Consider the following 11639-nt stretch of genomic DNA (forward strand, 5'->3'; position numbering starts at 1 on the left):
TTACTCCTGATTATCCGCGCCTGAGCATCTGCCGGGCCGGGCCGTTGCGGCTGAGGTCCTTCAGCACCAGCTGATAGCCCTGCTCAGCTGCTCTAGCTCCAGCCTTTTCGATCATCTGCACGGTTTGCGGGCTGACGTCGCCGTTGATATGGAAGGTCTGGCTGACACCGCCGACGTTCGTCGGGACAGACCCAGCCACGCCGGTACCGCCGCCGGCCAGGGCTTTCACGCCCAGCGACCCATCGGCAGCTCGGGTCAGCGGCATGATGGCCTCCGGACCAGCCTCACCCATCAGGCCAAGACCACCGCTGTGTGCGAAAGCGGTAGGAGTCGCCACCACCTGATTGGTAAAGGCTCCGCCATTCGCAAACTTCTGAATACCGTTTTCCCATGCTCCACCATTCGCTTGCGCAGCGCTAAATAGGGAAGAAAAGCCACCACCATAGGCGTTATAGGCGGCACTCAGACCGGAAACCAAGGCCTGCCTGACTTGGATCCGTATCAGGTCGGTTATTATGGAATTCGCCAGATCAGAAAATGACAACTTCCCCGTCTTAACGAAGTTCACAATTGCATCTTCAGCACCAGAAAATGCAGTTCTGAACAGGTCCTGAGTTTGTTTAGCTACGTTCTGGGCCTCTGAAACGTAGTTATTCCAAGCATCACCGGCGCCCTTCGTCCAGTCTTGGTTGAGCTGGTCAAGCTGCGAGTAGTAGGACTCATGACTTCTAAGAGCGTCGTTCAGGCCCGCCTGGATCTTCTCGACAGCAGCGCTGTACTGCTCACTCCCAAGAAGGTCTTTCGGCGTGGCCTTGTCCAGTTGCTCGCGATAGCGCTGAAATTCTCGATAGATCGACTTCTGCTGATTCAGGCGCTCTCGATACTGGTCGCCCATGCCGGCACCGCCTAACTGGCGGCCGTACTGCTCCTGCTGCGAGGCCAAGGAGTTGGCAATCGAAGCATCCAGCTGGGCTGCACGCTCCGTGAGCCTTTGCAGCTCCTGCTTCTGGGCGATCTCCTGTTCGATAGCGGCATTTTTCTGCAGCTGCGCTTTGATCTGGTCCCGGCTGGCTAACAGGCTCTGCTGATCGGCCGTCAGCGTCTGCTTGGTCTTCAGGTCAGCGATCTGCTGCTCGAACTGCACCAGCTTCTGCTGTGCGCCGGTCAGCTTGGTGGTGCTGGAAAGCTGCTCTTCCAGGCTGCTCTGCTGCTGACGCAGGGCCAGTAGAGTCCGCGTGGCTTCGTCGTCGGTGTAGGCCTTCGCCCGCGGGGCCGCCTTCTCTTTGTATTTGTCCTCAATACCAGCGCGTGCCGCAGCGTAATCGCGCTCGATCGCCGCGGTATCGACATTCGCTCCCTTCAGGGCCTGGATGCGTGCCTGGTCGAGCTTTTGAATCTCGAGCTTTTTCTTGCCTTCCTTGTCGAGGTTGGAGAGGTAACTCTGGTGGAGCGTGTTCACCGCCTGGATGGCGTTGCGCTCGGTTTCCGCAGACTCGCCCTGCGCCTTCGACTCGGCATTGGCCGCGTCTCTCTGCTTGATTAGCAGATCCAGCTTTGCCTGGTACGCCGTGTTGTCGTAGCCGCCGAGCTTCTGGCGCTTCTCGATGAATTCGCTGAGCTGGGTGATCTCCTGCTGCAGCGACTTCTCGCGCCCGATGTCGAGCATCGCATCCCAGGCCGACTTGGCTGTGCTGGTGATGCCTTTCCAGGCCACCTCGATGGTGCCGAGGTTCTCCTTGATGCCCTTGGCGCGCTCTTGAAGGGCACCGGCATAGGTTGCCTCGGCCAGGTTGGCGGCAGCCGTCTTATTGCCCTGCTCCTCCAGCGCCTGGATCTGCTGGTAAACCGCGGCGGTGAGGTAGTTGTACTGCTCGTTCAGCGCTGCTGAGGCCTTGGCAGGCTCGTCGGCCAGGCGCTTGAACTCGGCAACGGTGTCGGCCACGGCCTTCCCGGTAGCGGACTCCCAGGCCACGGCGGCGATCGCCATGTCCTTGAACTGATCGCTGGTCAGCGACCCGGTGGCCACCAGCTGCGCAAGAGCGTCGGCAGCGGCGCCGGTGGTGCCGGTCACGCCACTGACCTCTTTGGCCAGGTCCGCCATTTGCCCGGTGTTTTTCCCGGCCAGGTTGCCGGTGGAGACCAAGGACACACGGAAGGCGTCTTGCTCAGCACTTCCCTGCTTGTAAGCGAGCGCCAGCACCCCGGCGGCTGCCGCAAGCAGCGTGAACGGGTTGACCATGCCTGCGACGTACCCGCCCAGGGCGCGAGCCGCAGGCCCGATACCGCCGAACATGTCTTTAAGCTGGCCACCCTGCTGCAGCAGCACCTGCAGCGGCTGCTGGCCGGCCTGAAGGCTGACCACGATGTCGGTGAACTGGGCAGGCACGCCACGCAGTGCCGCGGCCTGGGCCTTAGCGCTCATGGTGTACTTTTCGTTCGCCCCAGCCGCGCCGGTCAGGCCGTCCCGCATGGCGTTGAGCTTGCCCAGATACTCGGCATAGTCATCAGCCGGCAGGCGGTTGGCTTTGCGATGGGCGGCCAGCTGCTGCTCCATCTTGTCCAGTTCGCCCAGGCGCCCCACCACCGGATCGATCCTGCCCAGCAGCTTTTCCAGGTCGTTCTGCTGCTTGGTGGTCTCGGTCTTGAACCGCTGCATGGAGCGCGAGGCACGGTCCATGCCCTGCTCGAAGCCGCCGGTCTTGGCGACCAGGTCAAGCGTCAAACTGCCGAGGGAGCGGGTTGCCATATTTTCTCCACCAATAAAAAACCCGCCGAAGCGGGTTTATTTCAACTAGCGCCAAGTGAGTTTAGAAACCCCTGTATAGCGTTTCTATCTTTATTCCCGTTCGCCTCGACCTTTCTTACTTGTCCGCCAGGCATAACGCTTTCCACCCACGGATATGCGACAACCCTTACATCATCCCCAACTTGCACTGGGACAAACTTCACTTTCATCTGAGGGGTAGTGCTATAGCTATTCGAAATAGCTATCTGTGTGAAAGATGCCTGAAGGCCATCAAGCTCCCTGGAGCAAACTATCTGGCCGGCTCCAGAATCTTCAATTTGAAGACCCTTATTGATACAGCCATTTATAATTTTGCTCCTTACGTCCGCTGTCGAGGCGGTTTTGAACATGCCTTCCGGGTACCCCGACTGCGTCTGCTTGCGGACAGCCTCCTGAGCACACCCTGTGAGAACCAGAGCCGCTAGGGCCAACGAGATAATGCGCATTTCTGACCTGCCTTCCATGTGATAACTAGCTCACAAACGGTAGACCAGCTACGAATTGTCTTACAAGTCACAGGCCATACCGGCGGCGTGATCCGCCGCCTAGGTGGTTCAGTGCCAGATTTCCCGCGCCCGCTCGACGGAGATGCTCGACCAGTCGTCCTGCTCCTGGGTCAGAGCCGACTCGTAGGGCATGAAAGCCTCCATCTCGACCTCGCCACCATGGATCCTGCTCAGCACCGTGGCCAGCATGGCGAAGCCGTGCTCCAAGCGATTGCCCAGGTTCAGGCTACCGCGCCGGCGGATGTAGGCGTACCAGTCCATCGCCTCGGCGTAGGTCAGCCGCTCCTTCGCCTCGAGGATCGTGCACCCGCCGATGCCGTGCAGCACAAGCTCGTGCCACACCTCATCGGCGGGGGTCAGTTTTTTGCTGCGCCCTTCCCGATGCCGTTGACCTCGTGCACCGCATTGAGCAGCGCGAAAGCCAGGTTCGGTTCGAGGTTCAGCGCGTCCTCGTAGGGGATCTGCTCGTCGCCCTGCTCACCCAGCAGCACGCATTCGCTGATCAGTTTGGCGTTGCGGCTGCGCTTGGCCACAGCGGCCTCGTCTTCACCCTCGGCCGGCGCGTAGAGCTTCTCGATCACGCCGAAGGACTGACGCTTCACCAGCACGGTGAACTCGTCGATCACCGGCTTTTCCTCGGCATCCAGCTGGCCGCGGTCCCACTGGATGGTCTTCTTCACCGGCGCCGCTTCGACAAAGGCGCCGGCGGCTTTCAGGTCTTTCAGCTTCATGGCGATTCCTTAGCTGGCGCTCTTGGGCGTCCAGGCGCCGGGGCCGGAGCGCTGGATGGTCAGAGCGGTGCTCACGATGGTGTTGGTGGCGAAATCGAACGGGAAGTCGGAGACGTAGCCGTCGAAGGTGAACCAGGTGCGGGCTGGCGGCAGGGTGAAGTCGCTGCCACCGCTGGCAACGGTCGGCGGAACGGTACCGTCCGAGAAGCCCACCGCGAACTTCAGATTGGCGTCGCTATCGTCGGCGGCGAGCTGCGCCAGGCGGACGTGGCTGGCCTTGGCCGGATCAGCCTGGACAGTGCCAGTGGCGCTGCCCGGAGTGCGCAGGCCTTTCATGAAGGTCCGGGCCTTGTCCTTCAGGGTGGTGGTGTCGATTTGATCGGCCGGCGAGCCACCGGGGTTGAAGGCGGTCAGGCCTTCGATCTCCAGCACGGTGTTGGCACCGGTGCCGCTGGCGGGCGGGACCAGGACATAGACCTGGGTTCCTTGGGTCTTGATGGACATGGAGCGTCTCCTGCGGGCATGAAAAAACCCGCCGGAGCGGGTCGAGGGGGTATTCGGTGAAAGGTCAGCGGAGCACAGTCCACTCGAGATCGAAGCTGACCCGATAATTCTTGGTGTCGCGGTCGCGGTTTTCGCCGTTGTAGGCCACCACATAAGCCACACCTTCCAGCGCGTCGCGCAGGGCGGTGGCGGCGGCGCGGGTGCTGGCAGCGGTGGTGCCGTAGACGTCCACCTGGGTGCGGAAGCCATCCACGTCCGGCTTGCCGGACAGGTAGTTCTCGGGGCTGCCGCTGATGACCTGCCATGCGGCATACGGCAGCGCGGTGCCCTCCTCGGCCTCGCCGAAGGGATAGACCCGAACAGGATCACTGCCCAGCAGCGCCTTGACCTCGGCGGATGCCGCCGCAGCCTTGAACAGAGGGGGAAACATCAGACCAACTCCTTGTTCAGCTCGTCGTCGAGCACATCGATGAAGGTCTGGATGACGTCCGGCACGTTGTTATCCAGCGCCGGCCGCATGAAGGGCCTGGCCCGCGAGCGCTCGGTGCCAAGCTCGACGAAGCGCCAGTAGGTGGGGTTCGGAGAGTTCTTGTCGTAGCGGGCGCCGCCCATGACGCCAACCCGCATCACGATCCCGCCCTCGCGCCTGCCCTTGATCGTGCCCTCACGGATCACGATGAAGTCGGCGATGTTCATCGGCGTTTCCGGGTCATCCTGCTGGTTGGCCCGGTCGACAGCCTCGTCGCGGACGATCTTCATCGCCGCCCGCGCGGCCCGGCGCACCGAAGACCGCTGAACCTTTTCGGGCAGCTGGGTCAGCCGCTCGATCGCATCGTCCACGCCCTTGAGGGTGAAGGTGATCATGGTCAGCCCTCGTCGAGTCCGCCCGAAACCATCAGGGTGAGGTACTCCCGCCCGGAGTTCTTGTCCGGCAGGACAGCCTCGATGTTGTAGATCACGCCGCGGTGCACAGCGCGCATGGCGGCGGTCACCCCAGCGCGGTACCGGATCACCATCCGGGCCGTGACCTCGTTCTGGGTGGCCTGGCCGGCGATGAACTCGCGGCCGCTCACCGGTTCTACGGAGCCCCGGATGGGCTTCGCCGTCAGGTTCGCCCAGCCGGTGATCATCTCGCCGGTTTCCGGGTCTTGGACCCTTCCCGGCTTCTGCAGGTTGATGCGGTGCCTAAGCCGTCCCGGTTCCATTGCCACCCTCCACCGGCAGCGGGCCGCCGTACCAGTTTCGGCAGCTGAAGAGCATGGCCTTGGCCGCCTTGTTCTCGTAGAGCTGGATCTCCGCCTGGCTGGATCGGTGCTCGTAGAAGTCGGTGAGCACCAGCAGCATGGCGGTAGCGACCTGGGCCGGCACCTGAGCGGGCACGGTCCAGGCCGGTTCATCGCAGAACCACAGGCACCAGCCCAAGGCCGCCGATGCGTACAGCAGGATCAGGGAGTCCTCGCTGTCGTCATCGCTGTCGATGACCAGGTGCTCGCGCATCCGCTCGATCGACACAAGGTCCGTGGGCTGGATGCTCATTGCGGGTCGTCCTTCTTCCGGGTGGCCGGCTTGGTCTTCACCTCGGGCTTGGCTTCGGTGGTGACTTCCTCGGCCAGTTCCATACCCACCAGGGCCTCGGCGACATCGTCGGCCACCGGGCGGGTCTCGCCCTGGTCGAAGTTGCCAGCGTGGTAGTGGGAGAACTGACGCAGAGCGCGAATCGTCTTCATGGCGGTACCGGGGCAGTTGCCTGCCCCGCCTCGTGTGATCAGCTGCCGGCCGGAGCCGCGAAGGTGCCCTTGATCTCGGCGGTCGGCCGGTAGTGGGCCAGCGCCAGGCGCTCTTCGCAGAGGATGGTCAGCATGTTCTTGACGAAGTTGTCGCGGTCCTCGCGGCTGACCTCGACGGTGGCGTCCATGCGGTCCCAGACCTGGGAGGCCAGGTCGAAGGCGCCGACAGTGAAGGTGCCCTGGGCCTGGGCCTTGGTGGCCACGACCGGCAGGCCCCACATCACGCGGGCGGCGAACGCTGCCGGGCCACCGAAGATGTAGCGGCCTTCGGCGTCCTTGAGCAGCGAGATGGCATGCCAGTCACGCGGGTTGAGGATGATGCCGGAGGCCTCGAACTCGGACTCGGTCACCTGGAAGATCGCGTGAGCGATCATGTCGGCGCGGGTGTCGCCGGTGGCGTTGAGGCCGGTGTCGTAGGCGGTGGCCACCTTGTTGATGCCGACCAGGTTGTCACCGGTGCCGTCGCCGTTGAGCAGCTGAACCTCTTCCGCCAGCGCCAGGCCGTACAGCAGACGATTGTTGACGTAGGACTCGAGCATCGGCGCATCTTCCATGATCTGGCGCGAAGCCTGGATCCAGTGGGCGATGGTCTTCACGTTGGCCGATTCTTTGGTGAAGGTCAGCTGCGACTCGGGCTTGAGGGTGCCTTCCGGCGCAATCGCCGCCGAGTTGGTGAAGACGTTCTCGCGCACATACTCCAGGGAGTTCGAGCTGATGCGGCCCTGGGCCAGGAGGTCGCGGATGGTCAGGCGACGCAGGCCCGGCATCAGGATGCCTGCATTGCGCTGGGGCTCGACCAGGGAACCGGCCGAGGCGGCGGTGCTACCCAGGGCCTTGTCGAAGGACTTCACGTCGACCTTGGCCGAGCGGCCGTCCCAGCCCTTCATGATGTCCGCAGCGGTGCGCTCGGCGAAGGACTTCTGGGTGGTCGGATCATCGATCTTATTGCCGGCCAGCTTCTGCTCCAGATCGAACAGGCGAGTGCCGGCCGCCTTGAGCTCTTCCTGGACGGTGGTCAGGTCGCCCTGCAGCTGCTTGCTGACAGCGCCGGTGGCCTGGATTTCGGTTTTCTGGGCGTCGAACAGCTCCTGCATGCGGGTCTGCGCGGTCTCGATCGCCTTTTGGATGACTGCCAAATCGGACATGGGGGGTTCCTCAGTTCACGGAGGGGAAGGTTTGAATGCGCTGCAAGAGCGCGGCGATTTCGTCGCCGCCTTCGGACTCGCTCCGAACTGCGGACTTGATGCGGGCGATGAACGCCTGCGCCTCGGATTTGGAGAGGCCAGCTGCATCTCGCAGCCAGTGCTCCGCGTCGCGAATGCTTTCGATGCCGTCCATGCTCTTGAGCGAGGCCACGGTGGCCTGCTCATTGGCCGGCATGGTGCAGATGCTGATTTCGCTCAGCCGGGAGACGTTCTTGAACGACATTCCGGTGGCGATGGGTTCGAAGTCACCCTTGGCGGCCAGGAACCCGACGGACATGCCCGCGACGGTGCCGTGCTGCATGGCGGCCTTCAGGGCCTCGGATTGAGGGTTGCCAGGGGTGAGCTCGCCGCGAGCCAGCAGGCCCTTGCTGTCCTCTTCCAGGTGCAGCCACTTGCCTACCGGGATCTCGTGGCGGCGGTGGTTGAAGAACATGGCCACCGAGCGGGTCTGGGATTTCAGCGCGTTAGCGAAGGCTCCCGGCTGGATCACGTCGCCATCGCTGTCGGTCACGCCGAAGACGCTGGCATAGCCTTCGAAGATGCCCTGGGCGCCATTGCCGGCGAACTTCACCCCGGCCAGTTCGAAGTCCAGGGTCTTGCAGATGTTGGGCATTGCAGCCTCCAGATAGATCAAACCCCGCTCGGGGCGGGGCTTGTTTGGCCAAGTTGGGTGATCGGCACGTTCTGCGATTGCCGGGTGGCGACGTCGCCGCCAGGCAGTGGCGGTCGGTTGTCGAGCCGCCGGCCCTCGTTGATGGTGAGCAGGCCGCTGTTGACCAGCTGGGTGAGGAACTGGGCCCGGGCCGTCGAATCGCCGCGCAGCAGGCCTTCCAGGTTGTGCTCGGCATGCAGTCGGCTGATGTCGGCGGGCTTCACTAGCCAGCGCCAGATAGCCTGCTCCCAGCGCACCAGGTACGGCGACAGGGTGTACTGCAGGAATCCCAGGTTCTGCTGCTCGATGCCGGAGCCCCAGCTGGTCGACTTCTCCACGTCACCCACCAGGTGGGGCGGCACGCCGAAGAAGCGCGCCAGCTCGCTGACCTGAAATTTCCGGGCGGCCATGGTCTCGGCGTCCTGCGGCGTCACGCCGATGGCCTGGGTGGTGAAGCCTGCCTCTAGGATCCAGAGCCGCTTCTTGACCGGGCCGCCGGCGATCTCCTTAAAGTTCTCCTCCAGCTGGTCGCGCTGCTGCTTCTTGAGCACGTCCGGGGTCATCAGCAACTGCGGCGACTTGGCGCCGTTGCCGTAGAAGTCGCGCTGCTGGTCTTCCATCGAGACCGCCACGCCGGCGGCGCGGGCCGCGAAGGCGATCGGCGACAGCCCCACCAGCCCGTTGAAGCCGAAGCCCTTCAGGTGGAAGATTTCGCGCTGGCTGAAGTTGGCGTACTCACTGTCTCGGCGGTAGCGGTAGACGACCTTCTTGCCCTCCAGCCGCACGTCCATGTTTGCCGACAGCAGCGGCAGCAGGGAGATGACGTCGCCGGCGCTATTGCGCTCGACCAGGGCATAGGCGTTGCCGTAGAAGCAGAGCTGCATGGTCATCGCCTCGCGAAACTCGACGGCGGTCATGAAGCTGTTCGGGCTGTAGCGCAACAGGCGCGCCAGCGGCTGGTCCAGGCCCACCTTGTGGCGGTCATCGCCCTTGGTCTCGAAGACATCCAGCGGCAGGCCGGCGGTCACGCTGGAAATCAGCCGGACGCAGGCGTAGACGGTGCTGATCTGCAGGGTTCGCTCATCGCTCACGACCGAGTCGCCCACCACTCCGGACGCGGAGATTGGGCCGGTCACGGAGCCTTTTTCCGGCGAAACCAGGCGCCCACCGACGAAGAAGCTCGCCATGCGCGCCCAGAAGGGGCTGCGGGTTCGCAGGTCGATGCTGTAGTCGGTGTCTGCCATTACGCGCTCAGGATATTGTCCAGGAAGGAATCGATGCTGCGGGGCTCGGCCGCTGCCGGCATTGCTCGCCCCACCGCCATGATCAGCGCCACGGCGCCGTCGATCTTGTTGTCGTTGCCCTGCTTGATCGGCCGGACGATGTCGTCGTTGCCAGGCACCGTCTTGCCGATCACGTTGGCGATACACCAGGTCATGATCGGATTGCCGTCGTGATGGAAGCGGCCAGACTCGATGGCGGCTTCCAGCTCCTTCATCGGATCCGACATGTGGGTGTAGTTCTGGACGATGGTGACCGGGGTCAGGCCCTCGTCATCGAGCTGGTGGCTCAGGTTCGTCGCGCCATGCGGGTCAATCGGGCACTCCAGCACCGGGGCGGCCAGGTTGGCCTCCTTGGCTTCCTCGAGGATCTCGCGATAGTCGATTTCCGCGCCCGGGGTGACCTGCAGGTGCCCGGTGTTGATCCAGGCCTGGAAGCGCTCGGCCATCCGCCGGTTGTCGTCGTTGAACGCCGTGTCTTCCGGCACCCAGAAGCCCGGGGCGACGCTGTAGTAGTGGATCCGGCCGTCGATTACGCGCCAGAACAGCCGGGCCATGGAGTTCATGTCCAGCTTTCGCGCTAGGTCGAAGCCCAGGATGCACTCCTGACCCTCGAATTGCTCCAGGGTCAGGCTCTTGTCCTCACAGGCCTTCCAGTTCTCGACGTTGAAGAAGCCCGCCTTCGCGCTCACCCAGAGGTTCAGGTGCTTCGTCTTGAAGGTGTTGGTGAAGCGCGCCGACCGGATCGCCCGCGCCAGCTGGCTCTCTAGGTACTCCTGGTAGACCGACACCCCCATGCAGGGGTTGGCCTTGGCCAGGTTCTTCGGGTCGGTCCAGTCGTCACCCTCGTCCAGCGTCCAGATCCAAGCGAACAGCTCAGGATCAGGCACCGAGCCTTCCAGCATTTCGATGGACTGGCGGCGCTTGTCGTAGCACGGGCCCTCGATGTTGGCGCCGGCGGTGGTGATGATGAACATCAGCGGCTGCCGGCGGGCGCCCATGCCGGTCAGCATGGTGTCGTACTGGGCCGAGCTGTCGTGCTCGTGAAATTCGTCGATGATCGCGCAGCTGGGCGACGCACCATCGCCGGGATTGCCGATCAGGGGTTCGAAGCGCGAGCCCTGGGCGGGCACGTTCATGTTCGAGGCGTTCACCTCGATCCCGGCCGCCTCGATCAGCATCGGCGAGCGCTTCACCATCAGCCTGGCCGGGCGGAAGACCTCCCAGGCCTGCTTCTCGGTGGTGGCGCCGCTGTACACCTCGGCGCCGAACTCGTTGTCTGCGACGAACATGCTGATCCCGACGCCCGCGGCGATCACCGACTTGCCGTTTTTCCGCGGCACCTCCCAGTAGCTCTCGCGGAAGCGCCTGTAGCCGTCCTTCTTGCGCAGCCAGCCGAAGGTGCAGGCCATGCCGAACAGCTGCCACGGCTCCAGGGTGATGAGCTGGCGCTTGAACGCCCACTCGCCCTTGGTGTGAGGCATCAGCTGCACCAGGCGCAGCTTCTTCTCCGCCTGGGCAGCGTCGAATTTGTAGGGAAAGCCCTTGCCGCGGCTTTCGGCAACGTCGTCGAAGTGCCGCTGGATCGCCAGGTGGATAAACCGGCACGCCGGCACCCTGCCCTTGAGGACAGACCGCGCCCACGCCATCGCCTTGTCGACGTTGGGTGTGGGGGTCTTGGCCATCAGGAACTCAGGAGGGAAGCGAACTCGTTGGTGGATTTCTGTTTGTTGCCGCCGATCAGGCGCGTCCGGCTGGCGGGATCGAGCCCAAGCAGCGAGCCGAAGGTCACCATCTGGCGCATGGTTTCGTTGGCGGCGGTCAGGGCCGGGTTCTTCATAGGGCCGCCCTGGGCGCCCTCCACCACTATGCCGTGGGTGTTGATCGATTCCTGCGCCAGGCGCCAGTTGCCATAGGCCGTGCAGAAGGCCTCGACGTTGTGAAGGTCGGTGAGCGCCAGCACGTTCTCGCGCAGCAGCTCGGGAATGATCATCTTCCACATGTCAGCCGCTCGGTCGTTCAGCCACTCGGGCGGATCAACGTTGGTGACCGTGGAGAACTGGGGTTCGGCCTTGTTCAAGGCCCGCTTGCCGGGGTTTCCGGCGAGCTGTTTCTTGGCCGTGGGCTTGGGCTTGCGACCTCGGCCAGCGACCGCCGCTGTGCCGCCCATGGCGCTACTCCTGAATTTT

The 11639-nt window shown here is 63.6% G+C and carries 14 protein-coding genes; all 14 read right to left on the reverse strand.

Going from position 1 to position 11639, the window contains the following annotated elements:
- Positions 1 to 10 precede the first annotated feature (10 nt).
- The gene (locus RND78_RS02810) at positions 11 to 2746 is read right to left on the reverse strand and encodes a phage tail tape measure protein (protein WP_312725911.1); all 2736 of its coding nucleotides are present in this window, start codon (positions 2744 to 2746) and stop codon (positions 11 to 13) included.
- Positions 2747 to 3339: 593 nt separating this feature from the next.
- Positions 3340 to 3633, reverse strand: a complete 294-nt coding sequence (locus RND78_RS02815) for a hypothetical protein (protein WP_312725912.1) — start codon at positions 3631 to 3633, stop codon at positions 3340 to 3342.
- Between the two features lie 14 nt (positions 3634 to 3647).
- On the reverse strand, positions 3648 to 4022 hold the full coding sequence (locus RND78_RS02820; RefSeq protein ID WP_312725914.1) for a phage tail assembly chaperone family protein, TAC: 375 nt from the start codon (positions 4020 to 4022) through the stop codon (positions 3648 to 3650).
- A 9-nt stretch (positions 4023 to 4031) separates the two neighbouring features.
- Positions 4032 to 4526, reverse strand: a complete 495-nt coding sequence (locus RND78_RS02825; protein ID WP_312725915.1) for a phage tail tube protein — start codon at positions 4524 to 4526, stop codon at positions 4032 to 4034.
- 64 nt (positions 4527 to 4590) lie between these two features.
- Positions 4591 to 4956, reverse strand: a complete 366-nt coding sequence (locus RND78_RS02830) for a DUF3168 domain-containing protein (RefSeq protein WP_312725917.1) — start codon at positions 4954 to 4956, stop codon at positions 4591 to 4593.
- Positions 4956 to 5390 carry an HK97-gp10 family putative phage morphogenesis protein gene (locus RND78_RS02835; RefSeq protein WP_081320912.1) on the reverse strand — a complete coding sequence of 145 codons (435 nt, stop codon included), beginning with the start codon at positions 5388 to 5390 and terminating at the stop codon, positions 4956 to 4958. Before RND78_RS02835 ends, RND78_RS02830 begins: the two co-directional genes overlap by 1 nt.
- Before the next feature lie 2 nt (positions 5391 to 5392).
- Positions 5393 to 5731: a phage head closure protein gene (locus RND78_RS02840; RefSeq protein WP_312725920.1), complete on the reverse strand. Its 339-nt coding sequence runs from the start codon at positions 5729 to 5731 to the stop codon at positions 5393 to 5395.
- Positions 5712 to 6062 (reverse strand): head-tail connector protein, encoded by a 351-nt coding sequence (locus RND78_RS02845; protein ID WP_312725921.1) that lies wholly within the window; start codon positions 6060 to 6062, stop codon positions 5712 to 5714. Before RND78_RS02845 ends, RND78_RS02840 begins: the two co-directional genes overlap by 20 nt.
- Positions 6059 to 6253, reverse strand: a complete 195-nt coding sequence (locus tag RND78_RS02850; protein ID WP_312725923.1) for a hypothetical protein — start codon at positions 6251 to 6253, stop codon at positions 6059 to 6061. Before RND78_RS02850 ends, RND78_RS02845 begins: the two co-directional genes overlap by 4 nt.
- Before the next feature lie 38 nt (positions 6254 to 6291).
- Positions 6292 to 7458 (reverse strand): phage major capsid protein, encoded by a 1167-nt coding sequence (locus RND78_RS02855; RefSeq protein WP_312725924.1) that lies wholly within the window; start codon positions 7456 to 7458, stop codon positions 6292 to 6294.
- 10 nt (positions 7459 to 7468) lie between these two features.
- Entirely contained in the window at positions 7469 to 8131 is a 663-nt protein-coding gene (locus RND78_RS02860; RefSeq protein ID WP_312725925.1) for an HK97 family phage prohead protease, read from the reverse strand.
- 17 nt (positions 8132 to 8148) lie between these two features.
- Entirely contained in the window at positions 8149 to 9414 is a 1266-nt protein-coding gene (locus RND78_RS02865; protein WP_312725926.1) for a phage portal protein, read from the reverse strand.
- Entirely contained in the window at positions 9414 to 11135 is a 1722-nt protein-coding gene (locus RND78_RS02870; RefSeq protein ID WP_312725927.1) for a terminase large subunit, read from the reverse strand. The genes RND78_RS02865 and RND78_RS02870 overlap by 1 nt, the downstream gene beginning before the upstream one ends.
- On the reverse strand, positions 11135 to 11620 hold the full coding sequence (locus RND78_RS02875; RefSeq protein ID WP_312725929.1) for a phage terminase small subunit P27 family: 486 nt from the start codon (positions 11618 to 11620) through the stop codon (positions 11135 to 11137). Before RND78_RS02875 ends, RND78_RS02870 begins: the two co-directional genes overlap by 1 nt.
- Between the last annotated feature and the right edge of the window lie 19 nt (positions 11621 to 11639).

The organism is Pseudomonas oryzihabitans (assembly GCF_032027545.1).
In the GTDB taxonomy this organism is placed as follows: Bacteria; Pseudomonadota; Gammaproteobacteria; order Pseudomonadales; family Pseudomonadaceae; genus Chryseomonas; species Chryseomonas oryzihabitans_F.